This is a genomic window from Cryobacterium sp. N19, assembly GCF_002929595.1.
Classification (GTDB): Bacteria; Actinomycetota; Actinomycetes; order Actinomycetales; family Microbacteriaceae; genus Cryobacterium; species Cryobacterium flavum.
On the sequence record NZ_PJJR01000052.1, the window covers coordinates 320,120 to 336,215 of the forward strand.

The 16,096-nt window shown below is 64.3% G+C and carries 16 protein-coding genes; 8 read left to right on the top strand and 8 right to left on the bottom strand.

The window, feature by feature from the left end:
* Nucleotides 1-29: 29 nt before the first annotated feature.
* Nucleotides 30-461, top strand: a complete 432-nt coding sequence (locus CXY78_RS15105) for a DUF3592 domain-containing protein (protein WP_233197275.1) — start codon at nt 30-32, stop codon at nt 459-461.
* 317 nt (nt 462-778) lie between these two features.
* Here the strand turns inward: CXY78_RS15105 and CXY78_RS15110 are convergent, their stop codons facing one another.
* Complete coding sequence (locus tag CXY78_RS15110; protein ID WP_092338223.1) at nt 779-1,921, bottom strand: cation:proton antiporter; 1,143 nt, start codon at nt 1,919-1,921, stop codon at nt 779-781.
* Nucleotides 1,922-2,004: 83 nt separating this feature from the next.
* On the opposite strand from CXY78_RS15110, the gene CXY78_RS15115 reads away from it, so the two are divergent.
* A complete protein-coding gene (locus tag CXY78_RS15115; protein WP_104090040.1) occupies nt 2,005-2,841 on the top strand; it encodes an SDR family NAD(P)-dependent oxidoreductase in 837 nt (278 codons plus the stop codon).
* Between the two features lie 166 nt (nt 2,842-3,007).
* Entirely contained in the window at nt 3,008-4,411 is a 1,404-nt protein-coding gene (locus CXY78_RS15120; RefSeq protein ID WP_255409993.1) for an APC family permease, read from the top strand.
* A 75-nt stretch (nt 4,412-4,486) separates the two neighbouring features.
* Here the strand turns inward: CXY78_RS15120 and CXY78_RS15125 are convergent, their stop codons facing one another.
* Nucleotides 4,487-5,302, bottom strand: coding sequence for an alpha/beta fold hydrolase (locus CXY78_RS15125; protein ID WP_092338219.1), 816 nt, complete (start codon nt 5,300-5,302; stop codon nt 4,487-4,489).
* Nucleotides 5,303-5,383: 81 nt separating this feature from the next.
* On the opposite strand from CXY78_RS15125, the gene CXY78_RS15130 reads away from it, so the two are divergent.
* A complete protein-coding gene (locus CXY78_RS15130; RefSeq protein ID WP_092338217.1) occupies nt 5,384-6,304 on the top strand; it encodes an AEC family transporter in 921 nt (306 codons plus the stop codon).
* 7 nt (nt 6,305-6,311) lie between these two features.
* Here CXY78_RS15130 and CXY78_RS15135 read toward each other — a convergent pair whose 3' ends face one another.
* The 4 genes from CXY78_RS15135 to CXY78_RS15150 all read right to left on the bottom strand — a co-directional run bounded on the left by CXY78_RS15135 (nt 6,312) and on the right by CXY78_RS15150 (nt 10,838).
* Entirely contained in the window at nt 6,312-7,166 is an 855-nt protein-coding gene (locus CXY78_RS15135) for a fumarylacetoacetate hydrolase family protein (RefSeq protein ID WP_104090044.1), read from the bottom strand.
* 79 nt (nt 7,167-7,245) lie between these two features.
* Complete coding sequence (locus tag CXY78_RS15140; RefSeq protein ID WP_104090045.1) at nt 7,246-9,312, bottom strand: TRAP transporter fused permease subunit; 2,067 nt, start codon at nt 9,310-9,312, stop codon at nt 7,246-7,248.
* Nucleotides 9,309-9,839 carry a hypothetical protein gene (locus CXY78_RS15145; RefSeq protein WP_092338211.1) on the bottom strand — a complete coding sequence of 177 codons (531 nt, stop codon included), beginning with the start codon at nt 9,837-9,839 and terminating at the stop codon, nt 9,309-9,311. Before CXY78_RS15145 ends, CXY78_RS15140 begins: the two co-directional genes overlap by 4 nt.
* A gap of 6 nt (nt 9,840-9,845) precedes the next feature.
* Complete coding sequence (locus CXY78_RS15150) at nt 9,846-10,838, bottom strand: TAXI family TRAP transporter solute-binding subunit (RefSeq protein ID WP_092338209.1); 993 nt, start codon at nt 10,836-10,838, stop codon at nt 9,846-9,848.
* A 209-nt stretch (nt 10,839-11,047) separates the two neighbouring features.
* Between CXY78_RS15150 and CXY78_RS15155 the strand changes: the two genes are divergently transcribed.
* From CXY78_RS15155 to CXY78_RS15170, 4 genes are read left to right on the top strand one after another with little or no spacing between them, the layout of a single operon-like run.
* Complete coding sequence (locus CXY78_RS15155; RefSeq protein WP_104090047.1) at nt 11,048-11,923, top strand: NAD(P)-binding domain-containing protein; 876 nt, start codon at nt 11,048-11,050, stop codon at nt 11,921-11,923.
* A 28-nt stretch (nt 11,924-11,951) separates the two neighbouring features.
* The gene (locus CXY78_RS15160; RefSeq protein WP_104090049.1) at nt 11,952-12,737 is read left to right on the top strand and encodes an SDR family oxidoreductase; all 786 of its coding nucleotides are present in this window, start codon (nt 11,952-11,954) and stop codon (nt 12,735-12,737) included.
* Nucleotides 12,738-12,741: 4 nt separating this feature from the next.
* Nucleotides 12,742-13,716: a dihydrodipicolinate synthase family protein gene (locus CXY78_RS15165; RefSeq protein WP_199181896.1), complete on the top strand. Its 975-nt coding sequence runs from the start codon at nt 12,742-12,744 to the stop codon at nt 13,714-13,716.
* Nucleotides 13,717-13,770: 54 nt separating this feature from the next.
* Entirely contained in the window at nt 13,771-14,427 is a 657-nt protein-coding gene (locus CXY78_RS15170; RefSeq protein WP_092338203.1) for a GntR family transcriptional regulator, read from the top strand.
* Between the two features lie 20 nt (nt 14,428-14,447).
* Here the strand turns inward: CXY78_RS15170 and CXY78_RS15175 are convergent, their stop codons facing one another.
* Both CXY78_RS15175 and lhgO read right to left on the bottom strand, forming a co-directional pair.
* Nucleotides 14,448-14,867 (bottom strand): cupin domain-containing protein, encoded by a 420-nt coding sequence (locus CXY78_RS15175; protein ID WP_104090053.1) that lies wholly within the window; start codon nt 14,865-14,867, stop codon nt 14,448-14,450.
* Nucleotides 14,864-16,051, bottom strand: a complete 1,188-nt coding sequence (gene lhgO, locus CXY78_RS15180) for an L-2-hydroxyglutarate oxidase (protein WP_104090055.1) — start codon at nt 16,049-16,051, stop codon at nt 14,864-14,866. Before lhgO ends, CXY78_RS15175 begins: the two co-directional genes overlap by 4 nt.
* Nucleotides 16,052-16,096 lie beyond the last annotated feature (45 nt).

The following is a 16,096-nucleotide window of genomic DNA, read 5'->3' on the forward strand; positions in this document are numbered from 1 at the left end:
ATATACGACCCACGTGACAACGGATGGCGGTGGCAGTGCACGCGCTCGACTTCGCCGGCATCATGAGCGAGATTCTCACACTCGTCGGCCTCATCATCGGTGCAGTCCTCTATATCGTCGGGCTGTCTGTGCGCGGCATCAGTGGCCGCTGGACGCGCACGACCGCCGTGATCGCAGCGTGGGGAACAACAGCGTCGGGAACAGCACAGGCGGGGCCGGCCACGGTCATCCGCTGGTTTGATAACGACGGCGATGTGCACGAGCGTTCAGCCGACACCCAGGAGACGCACCACCTGGCGCCCGGAGATGACGTACGCGTTTGGTTTCGCAATCGCCAGCCCGAGAAGTGCCGCACGCACGACCCCGACCTCGACGGCAAGGGTCTGCGCCTGATCGGCCTGGTGCTGCTCGGCATCGGTGTTCTCGCCGGTGTGGCCGGCATCGTGCTGATGTTCGTCTGAGGCCCACAAACGCGAATGGGCGTTTCCCAGGGCTGCTAACTACGCCCAGGACGATCGTGTGCAGCAAAGCGGATGCTGGCCCGAGATGCGCGCGCATTCTCGGTAGGCGGTGAAGGACTATACGGGGACGCGTGATGGAATCATTGGGGGCGGGGGCGGCAATGCCTCGGTTCCTGTTGACCGCTGACGAGTTGCACCTCGTGCAGGACCACGTGCCCACCCTGCGGTTACCCCCGCGATTCCGTCAGGAATGGGCCAGCGATCGTGACCCGGCCGAGTCCGCGGAGCGGGCGCAGGCGGCGATCGCCGGCTGCCGGTCAGACCGGCGAAACGGATGCCGCGCGCGGCTTGGCCCATCCGCTCGCCACCGCGGTCACCGCGATGGTCACGAGCGCGCCCAGCAGCAGGGCCGCTGCCTCCCCGGGGGCGAGCACGCGCAACTGGGTGCCGATCGTTGCCGCTGCGATCGGAATGCCGAGCTGGGCCGCCGACAGCAGTCCGAACGACAGGGGGAGTCCGAGCACGCGGGTGGTCGCGTGGGTGAGCAGGGTGGCGACACCGAGCACGAGGCCGAGCACGATCATCTCCGGGTGGTCCGCGAGGTCGCGCAGCGCGAGCGAGGCGCCGAGCCAGACGAAGAACAGCGGCCCGAAGAATCCGTCGGCGAGGGCGAACAGCTGGCGGGCCAGTCGGCGCGGTTCGCCGACCGCAGCGACGGCGAGGCCGAAAGCGAAGCCGGCGAGCATGACCGAGACGTGGCTGAACACGGCCACGGCCGACAGGGCGAACAGAATGGCCAGCTGGATGCGCAGCTCGAGAGCGAACTTGCGATTGGCCGACAGCTTGTGCAGCTTTACGCGAGAGCCGTTGCGTTCGAGCCTGGCCAACACAATGTAGATGACCACGGCCAGAAGCGCGACAGCGGCAGCGCCGAGGGCGGCGCGGCCGGCATTGGGCGGGTCGATGGCCAGCGGCAGGGCCACGATCGCTGCGATGTCGGCGATCGCGACTTGCGCGGTCAGCTCGAGCATCGATCGGCCGCGCAGCCCCAGCGAGTGAATGAGCGGCAGCACGAGCGCGGCGGACGAGGAGGCGAGCAACACTATATAAAGGGGTGCATGCTGGGTTCCGAAGACCATCGCGATCGCCACGCCGAGGGCGGTCGCCGAGACGGTCACGAGAATTGCCCTTACCAGGCCGGTGGCGAGGGCGGCGCGAATCGCACCGGCGCGAACGGGCACGTGCGTGCCGGCCACGAACATGATTAACGCGAATCCGACATCCGCTAGAAGAGTCAGCGTAGGGTCGGTCGCGTCGATGAGGCCGAAACCCGTGCGGCCGACGATCACGCCGGCGGCGAGCTGGCCGATCACGACGGGAATGTTCCAGCGGCGCGGTGTAGCCAAAAGCGGCCCGAGCAGGGCGACCACGGAGATGATCGCGAGGGTCCGAAAGTCCATACGCACCTCCCCACGGTCTGCCGCAATCGCGCGCTGCATCGAGCGTAGTCCCGCCAAGCCGCCGCAGGCGGCATGATGGGAGTATGAGTCGAACCGTCGCCGGAGCCCGCGTGCTGATTACCGGAGCAGCCATGGGAATGGGCCGCCTGTATGCCGAGCGCGCTGTCGCCGAGGGGGCGAAAGCGCTCATTCTCTGGGATCGCGACGGTGCCGCGCTCGCGGCGACCACCGCCATCCTGAACGATCGGTCTAACGGGCGCACGACGATCGCGCCCTACGTTGTCGATATCGCCGATCTGGGGGCCATCGCGCAGACGGCGCAGCGGGTGCGCACCGAGGTCGGCGACCCCGACGTGGTCATCAACAACGCCGGCATCGTGCGCGGCAAGTATTTCTGGGAGCACGACAACGGCGCCGACACCCGCCCGACGATGCAGATCAATGCGCTCGCGCCCATGTACATCGCCCGCGAGTTTCTGCCGGCGATGATTGCGAGCGGATACCGCGAATCACGCATTGTAAACATCGCGTCGGCCGCCGGCACCCTCAGCACCCCCCGCATGAGTGTCTATGCCGCCTCGAAAGCGGCCCTGATCGGCTGGAGCGATTCGCTGCGGCTCGAACTAGTGCAGCAGGGCCACGGGCAGGTCAAGGTGACCACGGTGTGCCCGAGCTACATCGACACCGGCATGTTCACGGGGGCGCGCGGGCCGTTGCTCACCCCACTGATGACGCCGGGATACGTGGTGGATCGGGTCTGGCGGGCGATGCTCGCCGGCAAGCCGCAGCTGTTACTGCCGTGGACGGTGAATCTGTCGAAGGTGCTCCGCGGCGTGTTGCCGCTGACCGCGTGGGACGCCGTCGCCGGCCGTGTTTTCGGCGTTTACCGGTCAATGGATCGCTGGGTCGGCCACGGATAACGTTCTGCGGCGCCGCCGGGGTGACAGAATCAAGGCAGACAAGCGCTCGCGGCGGGCCGACCGGTTCGCGGCCAGCACACCATCCGACGTCGCATCAGCGTTGACGTGAGCCGAAACAATCGGGGACACCATCACTACCACGCACCATCACCACACGCCGGATTCTCTGCTCAAAGTCCTTGGAAATCGAGATGCGCTCGCTCTCGGCTTCGGAGCCATGATCGGCTTCGGCTGGGTCGTGCTGACCGGCGGCTGGATCAACGACGCCGGCACGCTGGGTGCCGTCACGGCCATGATCGCCGGCGGCATCATCATGGGCATCGTCGGCCTCACCTACGCCGAGCTGACCGCGGCCATGCCCAAGGCCGGCGGCGAACACAACTTTTTGCTGCGAGCCATGGGGCCGCGCTGGTCGTTCGTCGGATCCTGGGCAATCACCGGCGGCTACGTCACCATCGTGGCGTTCGAAGCCGTGGCACTGCCACGCACGGCCGGGTACCTCTTTCCCGACCTGAGTCAGATTCCGCTCTGGCAGATCGCCGGCGAGCAGGTGTATTTGACCTGGGCGCTGGTGGGAGCGGTGGCCGCCGTCGTGATCACGGGCATCAACATCCGTGGTGTGAAACTGGCCGGTGTCGTGCAGACCTTCGTCGTATTGTTCCTGCTGATCGTCGGCGCGATGCTCGTGCTCGGGTCGTTCACCGGTGGTTCGACCGTGCACATGGAACCGTTTTTCACGGGCGGCATGGGCGGATTCTTCGCCGTGCTCGTCGTGGTGCCGTTTCTCTTCGTGGGTTTCGATGTCATTCCGCAGTCGGCCGAAGAGGTCAATGTGGCGCCGCGACAGATCGGCAAGCTTGTCGTCGTCGCTGTGATTCTTGCGACTATCTGGTACGTCATGATCGTACTCACCACCTCGTCGTCGATGCCGGCTGCCGCCATCGGCCAGGCCGATATCGCCACAGCGGATGCTATGGGCGCCTTGTTCGGCAGCGATGTCATGGCGAAGGTGCTCATCGCCGGCGGAATCGCCGGAATTCTCACTTCGTGGAACTCCCTGCTGCTCGGCGCTTCACGCCTGATGTTCTCCATGGCGCGTTCGGGCATGCTGCCGGCCTGGTTTGGCAGGCTGCACCCCAAGTTTCGTACCCCCACCAACGCGCTCTCCTTCATCGGTGCCCTGTCGTTTGTGGCGCCGTTCTTCGGCACGCAGATGCTCGGCTGGCTCGTGGATTCCGGTGCCCCGAGCATCGTCATGGCCTACATTCTGGTGGCCGTCGCCTTCGTGGTGCTGCGCCGCTGCGAACCGAAAATGGACCGCCCGCTGCGCGTGGGCGGCAAGGGTAATGGCGGAGTCGTGATCGGCGTCGCCGCTGCCGCCCTGTGCTTGGGCCTGCTCAGCCTGTATATGCCCGGGATGCCGGCGGCGCTGTCGTTCGAGCCTTGGGTGTTATTCGGGCTGTGGTGGGTCGGCGGCGTCTTCTTCTACCTGCGCATTCCGGCCGGAATCGCGCCCGGTCACGACGCCGAGGAGCGCCTGCTGGAGCGCCTGGGCGCGCGCCGCTCCTGACTCGGGTCGCCCGGTTCGGGTGTGGGAGAACCGGGCAGCGGTTTGTTTCTGCCCGGAGCAGGAGAGGAAGAGGGATCAGAGACTGTTGGTCGCGAGCCAGCTGATCAGTACGCGCTGAAACTCCAGCGGATGCTCGACGCTCGGCAGGTGCGCGGTGTCGCGGAACGTGCATCCGCTGGCCTGCGGCAGCATCTCCAACAAGAACTCGTACTGCGCCAGCGATGACGTGACGTCGAGCTCACCCACAGTGACCAGCGCGGGAACGTCGATGTCACTCACCCGGTCGAGCGCCGGCGGCTCCAACGGAATCAGGATCGGCGCTTCCGTGGCGTGGATGACGTTGCGCAGATTCAGTTCCTGCGCGAGGGCCAGAAAAGCGGGATCTACGTCGGCCGCCTTGCGCGTGGGTCCAACCGCCCACAGCGCAACCTCGAGCCGCGCCAGCCGCGGCCACTGGCGGGCTTCGAAGGCCGCATCCAGCTTGTCGAACAGGGCATCTTCCTTCTCGGTGAGTTCCACATCGGGAAACCCGCTGGGCCCTGACCCGATCGTCACGATGCCCGCGACTCGCTCGGGCGTCGCCACGGCGAAGTCGATCGCGATCGTGCCTCCGCGTGAGCAGCCGATCAGGGTGGCGCGAGCGACGCCGAGATGATCGAGCAGCGCCGTGGCATCCGCTCGGTTGGAGAATTCCACATTCTCGGCCGTGGTCTGACCGAAACCACGGGTGTCGAAGCGGATGACGTAGTGGTGCGCTGCGAGGGCGGCTACCTGCGGATCCCACATGCGCAGGGTCGCGATGCCCGCGTGAATCAGCAGCAGGGCTGGCGAGGCGGGGTCTCCCTGAGTCTCGTAGTAGAGGGAAGCGCCAGGAACGTCGAGTCGGGGCATGCTTGGATCGTAGCAACGTCGATCGCACGACCGAAAGGGCCGCGCGGGAGATCAGCTGAGTGAACCCGTAGGCTCAACTAAATGGGCGGTGTTCTGGTCGGGTTTTCGATTATCGGATTTGTGATCCTGATCGGGTACTTCGCCGAGCGATTCAGTCTGGTCGGGGCGGGCGCCGGCCGGGTGCTCAACCGCATGGCGTACTTCGTCGCGACCCCCGCGCTGCTGTTCACCGTGCTCTCGCACGCTGACGTCTCGGTGCTGTTCTCCGAGTTTCTGGCCGCCATCGTCTGCACGGTCCTCGTGGGCGCTTTGCTCTATGTGGTGGCGTCCCGCTTGTTCTTTCGCACTCCGTTGGCCGAGACGGTGCTGGGTGCGTCGAGCGCGACCTACATCAATGTCAACAACATCGGATTGCCGGTGGCCATCTATGTGCTCGGCAGTGCCCAGTATGTGGCGCCAGTGGTGCTGCTGCAGCTGGTGATTCTGGCCCCGACCATTCTGGCGATTCTCGACCTGGCCACCCACGGCCGGGCATCCCTGCGATCGATCCTCACCCAACCGTTTCGCAATCCGATGATTCTCGCCTCACTCGCCGGTGTGGTCGTTGCGGTGTCCGGCATCACCCTGCCGGACCCGGTACTGGCACCGTTCGAGCTCATCGGCGGAGCAGCCATTCCCATGGTCTTGCTCTCGTTCGGCATGTCCCTGCACGGCCAGCGCCTGCTGCAGGCAGGCACCGGCCGCAAACAGGTCGTCGTGGCCACGGTGATCAAGGTCGTACTGGCACCGATCATCGCGTACCTGTTCGGTCATTTCGTGTTCGATCTCGACGGCGCCCAGCTGTTCGCGGTCGTCGCCGTGTCGGCCCTGCCGACCGCGCAGAACATTTTTAACTTCGCCTCGCGTTACGACCGGGCGATCGTCGTCACCCGCGACACCGTGTTACTCACGACGATCCTCTCAATGCCGGCATTGATCGTCGTCGCGGCCCTGCTGGCGTGACTGCGCTTTAGCGCGACTGGTCCACAACGGGATTCTGCAGAACACCGATCCCCGGGATGCGACACTCCGCGACATCCCCCGGCCGAACCTGCACCGCACCGGGCGTTCCGGTCGAAATGATATCGCCGGGATAGAGCGGCATGACCTTGCTGTGAAAGCTGATGAGGAAAGCCGGGTCGTAGCGCATGTTTGAAACGGTGTTACTGCGATGAACGGCACCGTTGATGACCGTTGACACCGTGACGTCGGCCAAAGAATCGTAGGACTCAAACACTTCTGACAACGGAACGATGCCCGGCCCGAAGGAGAAGAACCCGGGAAAGTTCTTCGACCGCGTCAGAAACCGGGGATTTCTCTGCAGGATATCTTCGGCCGTCTGGTCGAGGAGCGGAACCACGCCGGCCACATAGCCCAACGCATCGTCCGGTTCAACGTTGCGGCAGTATCGTCCGATCACGATGCCCAGTTCGGCCTCAGCGGTGGTGCGGATGCTTTGCCAGGGGATCGGGATGTTCTCGCCCGGACCGATGATGGTGTGGTCGCCCTTGATGAACGAGGCTGGCTCGTCCGGTACGCCCTCGGCGAGATCCGACGCATGTTCCACATAGTTCAATCCGATGCCCCACAACATGCGGGGGTGCCGATACGGCGCACCGAACGTCACGGAATCCGTCGGGCGAAAGATCGAAGCGTCAGCGGCGAGAGCTGCCGCCTCGATCGCATCCGCTGTGCCCGCAGTCAGGACCTCAAGCACGTCGCCCGTGAAGCCCGGCAGGAGATCGCGAATCAGCGCTGCTCCGCGGTCAGGAAGGATGACGGCGGCGATTTCAAACGAACCTTCACGAACAGTACAGAGACGCATGGGCAGCCTTTCACGTAGCGCGAAATGTGGTCTACAGGGTGAAGCGGGGGGCGACCAACACGCTTGGTCACCCCGCGGATCAGGCCGTGGCGCTGTGTGAGACTGCCGGTTCGGCTGTCTCGGCGGCCCGACGCCGACGCCCGATCAGGTGCACGACGATTCCCAGCACGATCATGCCGACCCCGATGGCCATGGGGAGGAGGGACAGGGTGACGAGCGGCAAGGCACCGCCACCGATCAGGAGCCGCTCCGGCAACTTCGCCGGGCCCCAGAGCCAGCCGCCGGTTGCGACAGCGAGAGCGGCGACAGCCAGCAGGGAAGTCACAGTCGCCAGCACGATTGACCAGACCCCACCCTGCAGGAGCAGGCCGATCCCGGCCTCGGACAGCACGAATACGAATGGCACCAGGAAGGCCGTGAGGGTGTACTTCCAGGTCAGCCACATCGTCGTGATGGGTTTGCCACCGGTAATAGCGGATGCTGCGAACGGCGACAGCGCCGTCGGCGGGGACACCTCGCTGAGCACCGAGTAGTAGAAGATGAACATGGCCGCGGCGAATGCCGGCACACCGACGTCCTGCAGGGCCGGACCGATGATGACCCAGGAGATGATGAAGCTCGCCGTGACCGGAACGGCCAGGCCGAGCAGGGTGACCGCGACAGCGGAGAGGATGGCCGTCAGCAGCAGGTTGCCGCCGGCGGCGGACACGATGATGCCCGCCAGCTTCAGCCCGAGGCCGGTGAGAGTGAGCACGCCGACGATGAGGCCGGCCGCGGCCATCACGGGGATGATCGACATGGCGCCGGCGGCTCCCGTGGCCAAGGCGTCCCAGATTCGACGTGGCGTCATCCACGACGAGCGATCAAAGAAGCTCAGCACGAGGGCAAGCACCGTGGCGTAGACAACGGCGCGGAACGGCGTCATCCCGAACGACATGAACACCACGATCGCAGCGAGCGAACTGAAGTGGTAGCCGAACCGCAGCAGGAGCTTGCCGATCGGCTTCACCTCCATCTTCACGTCGGTCGTCTTGAAGCGGCGCGAGTCCATTTCAATGGAGAGGATGAGTCCGAAGTAGTACAGGATCGTCGGAATGATGGCCCAGATCAGCACCTGCAGGTAAGAGACGCCGAGCAGAGCAGCGATGATGAAGGCCGCAGCACCCATCATCGGCGGAGCCATGATCGCGCCGATACCGGCAGCCGCGAGTAGGGCGCCGCCGTGCTCGCGCGGGTAGCCGGCACGGCGCAGCAGTGGCCAGGAGATTCCACCGAGGGTCACCGTGGTGGCAACGCCGGAACCGGAAACTGTGCCGAGCAGGAAGCCGGCCAGGGTGACAGTGCGACCAGGGCCTGCAGCGGATCGTCCGAAGGCTGCGAACGAGAGATCGATGAAAAATTTGCTCGCCCCGGAACCGGTCAGGACGGCGCCGTACAGGGTGAACAGAATCACGAAGGTGGCCGCCACATTGGTGGGAACGCCGAACAATCCCTGGGTGCCCATAATGTTGTGACCGACGAGGCGGGACCAGTCGAACGATGAGGTGCCGAACACGCCCGGAATATAGGAACCCCAATGGGCGTAGGCGAAGAAGACAATGACGGCAATGGGGATCATCAGACCCACGGTGCGGCGCGCGGCTTCGAGAGTCACCAGAATGGCGAGCGTGCCCATGATGACGTCGAGGTCGGTGGGAATGATCGCCCGACGAAAGAATGCGTCCCAGTCGGAGATGATGTACGCAAAGGGCACAACCGCGACCACGGCGAGTAACCAGTCCGCGACGCGGGGGTTGTCTTTCGCGCCCGGGGCCTTGGCCTTGTTCTTGCTGCCCCAACCACGGTAGGCGAGAAAGGTGGCCGACAGGGCGAGCATCAGGAATGCGGGGAGGTAGAACTGCGAGGCCATCGGGTTGAAAACCCAGTACAGACCGAACAGGGAAAGAGCGACCCCCATGATCTTGACCACGAGCTGGGGAACACCGCTGAGCTTGCGCGCGGGTATTTCAGCATCGAACTCCGCGAGTAGCGCTTCCTCATCGATTTTGGGATCGGCCTCGTCGAGCAGGTCCGATGCGGTGCCGCCCGGTGCGCTCGGCGGTGATTTGGTGTTGACGGCTGCGCTGCCGCCCGTTTCCTGGGTCATGGTGTCTCCTCGATCTCAAGTACTAGGTAGGGGGCGGCATCGTCGACAAGCTGCCAGAGTGCGTAGGGCGACGACCCGGGAATGTGAATGGTTCGTTCGCCGAGGTCGGTTGCCGCGATCGAGAGCGCCTCGAACACGGCCGGATGCCTGGGGTCCGGCTCGACGACATAGGCGCGTCGGTCGCCGGGCGATGCGCGGCGCGGAGCGTCGGGCACGGCGTAATACTCTTCGATCACGGCCAGCTGATCGGCCGCTATTTCGACCAGTTCGTATTTTCCGTCGGCGGCAACGACGTAGCGTTCCTCAGCCATGGTCTGGTAGATCGAATTGCGATAGCTGACGGAGAACGAGTCTCCGTTCAGCGGAAGGCTGGCCAGCACGTCGCCGTCCTGGTCACGGACCACGATCATCCGTTCGCCGCCCCCGTCGGCGCTGGCGCCGACCGGCCCGAAGGCGGTGACGAGGCCGAAAGCGCCGACGGTGAGTGTGACGAGCGCCGCCGCGATGGCAACGGCTGGCTTGCGCATCGCGGTTTAGCTGGCCTGGTCGAAGTACGTCTGGGCGCCCGCGCAGGTGGTGATGTAGGGAACGTTACCGGCCGTCGCGGCGTCCAGTTCCTCGGCTGCCGGATGCACCTGAATCAAGGCTTCCTTATTGTCGAAGATGGCTGCCGTGATCTGCTCCTGCAGGGTCTCGTCCATGTCATTGCTGGCGACCAGCAGGTTCGGCGAGACGATCACCGACACGGCTTCGGTCTGGCCCTCGTAAGTGTTGGCCGGGATGTCCTGTTCGACGTAGTAGGCACCGAATTCGGTGGCGAGAGCATCGGCGTATTCGCCGAAGTTCACCAGCACCATGTCGCCGGTGCTGGCATAGTCGACCAGCGCACCGGTGGGGAGGCCGCCAGACCAGAAGCCGGCGTCAATCGTGCCGTCGCGCAGTGCGTCGGCGGTCTCGGCGGCGCCGAGCTGGCGGCGGTCGATGTCGGTCTCTACGTTAATGCCGGCGGCTTCGAGAATGCGGACGGCGCCGACTTCGGTGGCCGAGGACGGGGATCCGACGGAGACGCGCAAGCCCTTCATGTCTTCAACGCTTTCAATGCCGGTGCCGGACGAGGTGACCAGCTGCATGTAGTTGTTGTAGAGGTTACCGAGCGAGCAGATGTCGGCAGGATTGTCCGCGAAGGAACCGACACCATCCACGGCATCGGAGACCACATCGCCCACCACGAGGGCCAAGTCGGCCGCGCCTGTCTGGATCAGAAGCAGATTGTCGACGGATGCGTTCGTTTCCTGGACGGTGGCGCTATACCCCTCGATGTCGTTGCCGATCATTGTGGCGATACCGCCACCCAGCGGGTAGTACACACCGCCGGTGCCCCCGGCCGCAATGGACAGGGCGGTGGAGCCGCCGGCCGCGCCGCCGCCGTCACTGCAGGCGGTGAGAAAGAGGGCCGGTACCGCGAGAGCGGCAATGGCAATGCGTACTGTGCGTCGTTGCGGGATTGAACGAGAGCGGATGGTCATGAGCTGTGTGCTCCAAACTTCATTGGTTCGAGCGGGCTTGGGAATGTGATCATCCCTCTGTACATTTATACATTCGTCGTACCATCTACGTCAACAAACCCGAATTATCGGCATGTAATTCCTCAACATTGACAGGATTGTCTAAATTTCGTACAGTCGGGATCAATGCAGTTAGTGCGAACCCAATCAATTCGATGGACAGGAACCCAATGAAGCTGGCCATCATCGGTTGTGGCGAGGTCGGACGGCTCTATGCTGCCGCCGCGGCAGCGGCATTCGACGTGGTGCTGTGCGATTCGTTCCCCTCATCGCAAGCCCGGGAATGCGCCCGGCACCTCGACGTCGAGTTGAAGGAAACCATTGGCGAGTGGCTCGGCGAGGTAGATCGGGTCTGGGCCTGCGTGCCCGGCGATGTCGCAGACAGCGCGGCCGAAGCCGCCCTGCCTTTTCTTCGTGCCGACACGGTCTACGTCGATCTGAGTACCGCGACCACCGCGGGCAAGAAAGAAATGGGCCAGCGGATGTCCGCCAGGAACGTCGCGTATGTCGACGCCGCGATCATGGGCGCCATCGCACTCACCGGGTTGCAGACCCCGATCCTGCTCGCCGGGCCTCGAGCGGAAACCGCGCTGGCCGATTTCGCGACGATTCAGGCCCCGGCCCGTGCACTCGCCGATGGTGAGCCGGGCGATGCCATGACGTTGAAGCTTTTGCGCACGGTGCTCACCAAGGGGCTGGAAGCACTCGGAGTGGAATGCCTGATCGCGGCCGAGAGCCAGGGTGTTCGGGACGAGCTGTACCTGGTTCTCGAAGACATCAACCAGGCCGGATTCACGCAATTTCTCAACGCCATCGTGCGCACGCACGTGATGCACGCCGAGCGGCGATCCCATGAGGTTCATCGGGCCATCGACCAGCTGAATGACATCGGCCTGCCGGGAACGGTACTCGCCGGCACCTCAGGGCGTTACGAGCAAACGATTCGTTCCCTGCGCGAGAACCCGGCACCTCCGGGCACGGCAGATCACATTGACTCAGCGGTAGCTTGGCTGCTCGAATCCACGCTCGCGCGCAACGAGAACTGACCGCCGGCACGTCAACGAAAGGATCACCATGGACCTAGGAATCGGAACGAAAACGGCACTCGTGCTGGGTGCCGGCGGTGGCCTGGGAGGAGCCATCGCCCGCGCCCTGGCCGCCGAGGGCGTTTCTGTCGCTGTCGCCAGCAGAACCCTGGCGGGGGCCGCTGCCACCGTCAGCGCCATCACCGACGCCGGAGGCCGAGCCGAAGCCTTCGCCTGGGACCTCGCCGATCTGGTCGAGATGGACCGACAGGTCAGCCTGATTGAACAGCGCCTGGGCGGAATCGACATCCTCATCAATATGACCGGCGGACCCAAACCAACGCCGGTCAGCGGAGTACCCGCCGCAGAGTGGACCAGCTACTTCCAATCGATGGTCCTTCCGGTGATCGCACTGACCGATCGAGTGCTTCCCGGAATGCGCGAACGACAGTGGGGTCGCATCATCACGAACACGAGTTCGGGAGTGATCGCCCCCATCCCGAATCTGGGATTGTCGAATGCCCTGCGGTCGACCCTGGTCGGGTGGTCAAAGACCCTGGCACGCGAAGTCGGTGGCGATGGCATCACCGCGAACACCGTGCTGCCCGGCCGCATCCTTACTGGCCGCATCGCCTTTCTCGACGAAGCGAAGGCGACACGCGAGAATCGTGCGGTGGCCGACGTGACCGCCGAGAGCGAAGCCGCTATTCCGCTCGGCCGCTACGGCACCCCCGATGAGTACGGCAAAACGGTCGCGTTCCTGGCCAGCGAGGCGGCTTCCTACATCACCGGGTCGACCATTCGTATTGATGGAGGATTGATCGCCAGTGTCTGAGCGGATGACTGCGCACACGGCTAGCACGATGGCGAAGGTGGGAGCATTTTCGCGTTCTACCGCCGGGGTCTACGCCATCGCCCCCACCCCCTTCCTCGAGGACGGGGCGGTGGACTACGTCTCGCTCGACCGCCTGATCGAGTTCTACAACGAGTCTGGTGTCGATGGGCTGACCGTTCTGGGACAGCTCGGCGAAGCACCGAAGCTCTCGGCCGAGGAAGCCGTGCGGATCGCCACGCGGTTCGTGGAACGCACGACCTTTCCCATCATCGTCGGAGCGTCCGCACCGGGCTTTGCGGCGATGCAGGCCCTAACGGCGGCCGTGATGGATGCCGGAGCGGCGGGCGTCATGATTGCCCCACCCGTTTCGCTGCGCACCGACGATCAAATCGTGGGTTACTACGCGGGTGCCAGTGCGGCCATCGGCGCCGAAACACCGTTCGTTATCCAGGATTACCCGCTGACCTTCTCGGTGGTGATGACGCCCCAGGTGATTCGACGGATTGCCCTCGAGAACGACAACGCCCTCATGCTCAAGCACGAGGATTGGCCGGGGCTCGAGAAGATCACCACCCTGCGCGGCTATGAAGCTGACGGCAGCATGCCTCGGCTGTCGATCCTCTGCGGCAATGGCGGCCTCTTTCTGGACTTCGAAACGGAACGTGGTGCCGACGGCGCCATGACCGGCTATTGCTTTCCGGAAATGCTCGTCGACACGGTGGCGTTGGCCGCTGCGGGGAACCGCGACGCGGCCCACGACCTGTTCGACGCCCACCTGCCGCTAATTCGTTACGAGCAGCAGCCGGGAATCGGTCTGGCGGTTCGCAAGTACGTCTTCGCGCGCCGTGGTGTTCTCGCTTCCGCAGCCCAACGGTCACCGTCCGGCCGAATGACAGAAACAACCAAGGCCGAGGTTGATTACCTGCTGGAACGTTTGTCGCACCATGACCCCCGGGCGAAAATGTCGCGAGAACACTGACGCTAAGCTACAGCTGCTGTACAGCAGCCGAGTCAACTGAGAACGGGAAGAACAATGGCAGGTGCAGACGACAGCGTTTACGCGGTGGTGCGGGGCCGCATCGTGTCGGGTGCCTATCCACCAGGCCAGCACCTGCTCGAGTCCGTTCTCACCGCTGAGCTCGGCGTCAGCCGTTCTCCCGTGCGTGCGGCCTTGCGCCGGTTGACCGAGGAAAGTCTGGTCATCACGGAACCCCATCGGGGTGCTTTCGTGGCGCAGCTGACCCGCTCGGACATCGACGAAGTCTTTGACCTGCGACAAAATTTGGAGTCCAAAGCGGCGGGGCTGGCCGCGCTCATCCGCTCGGACGATGAAGCCGATGCGTTGTTTGAATCGGTGCGGGCGATGGAGGCGATCATTGAAGCGCGGTCGCCGAGCTATCGCGCGGAACTCCTGACGAACAACCAGGAGTTCCACGATCTCATTCTGGCGGCGGCCAGAGCCCCCCGACTGGTTCAGATCGTGCGCACGCTCACGGCGTCGTCACTGTCGCTGGGTACCTTCTATTACTACTCCGACGAGGATATCGCCCGCAGCGTGGCGTTTCACCGTGATCTCGCCGTCGCCATCCTGAAACAGCACCCCGAGGTGGCGGCCGCGCTCATGGCTGCCCACCTCGGCATCGCCCATCACGCTTTCGTCGACCGCAGATTCGGCGACGCGCGCGCCTAGCGCCGTTCAACGGGAAGGGGCTAACCGTGGTCTTCGCCGTCGATCCGGCCCGTGACGCCGGTGTCCACCATTGTGCGGGTCGCATCGGCTGACCCGTAGGTCCAGAGGATGCGCATGGGGTTGACCAGCGACGCATTGCGAAAGTGATGCGGAATATCGGCGGGAACAAAGGTGGTGTCGAAGGTCGACAACCGTGTGTCAACGCCGTCGATGTTCACGACTGCTTCACCCTGAACGACGACCACGCTCTCGATACAGTTGTGGCTGTGGTGGCCGATCGCTGCCCCAGGTTCGAAGGTCGTCAGGCCATTGAGAAAAGTGTCTGCGCCAATCGCTTTGGTGACGAGAGCAACAGTGGATGCGCCGTTGCCGCGATCCCGCGCCGGCAGGGCGGCCGGAACCAGAATGCGCGGCAGCACCACGCGCGTCGGCTCGGTCATCGTAGGGCTGCCAATTCATCGGCAACAGCCCGGCCGATTTCCAGCCCGGCCGTCGCGGCGGGGGATGGCGCATTCAGCACGTGAATTTGCCGGGGGGCGCGTTCAAAGTAGAAATCGTCGACCAGGCTGCCGTCTCGTCGCATGGCCTGAGCGCGTACTCCGGCGTGGGTGGGCACCAGACTGTCGTCGGCCAGTGCGGGAACGAGCTCGCGCAGGCTCGCCAGAAAGCGCTTCTGCGACAGGGAACGGGCGACCTCATCGAGTCCGTTTCGCCAGAACTTCTTGCCCAACTTCCACAAACCTGGCCATCTGGCGCTTTCCCAGGTATCCCGGGGGTTGATCTGAAGCCAGGTATAGCCTTCGCGGGCGAGGGCGAAGACGGCATTGGGTCCGGCGTGAACGCCCCCCTTGACCATTTTGGTCAGGTGCACTCCGAGGAACGGAAACGCCGGGTTCGGCACCGGATAGATGAGGCCGTTCACCAGGTGCGTCGACTCGGGCGTGAGCTCAAAGTATTCGCCCCGAAACGGAATGATCCGCACGTCGGGTTTCAGGCCGGCCAGACTGGCGACCCGGTCGCTGTGCAGTCCGGCGCAGTTCACGAACTCGTCGGCGCGATATTCCGCCACTTTCGTGGTGACCGTCACCGCGTCCGGATGGGTCGTCACGCCGACGATTTTCTGGTCGAAGAGAACTTCACCGCCGCCCTGCTCGATCAGCCGACGCAGTGCGGCGCACACGCCGCGATAGTCCACGATGCCGGTGGATGGCACCTTCAACGCGGCCACGGCGTTGACGTGAGGCTCAACCTCGCGCGCCTCGGACGCGCTGACGATGCTGCAGCCCACTCCGTTGGCCTGGCCGCGTTCGTAGAGTCGTTCCAACGCTGGTATCTGAGACGAACTCGTGGCGACAACGAGTTTTCCGCAGATATCAATGGCGACTCCGTTGTCTTTCGCGAAGCGCTCCATTGAAATGGCCCCGGCCTGGCCCAGCGTCGCCTTCAGGCTTCCGGGGGTGTAGTACAGGCCGGAGTGGATGACGCCGGAATTGTTGCCGGTCTGGTGCGCCGCAACGCCGCGTTCCTTCTCCAGCACGGTCACGCGGTGGCCTCGGCGCGTGAGCTCGTACGCGGTGGAAAGTCCGACGATGCCCGCTCCGGCGACGATGACGTGAGTCTTCATTGATTCGATCCCGCCTATAGTTTGCTTACTGAGAGCATACTATAG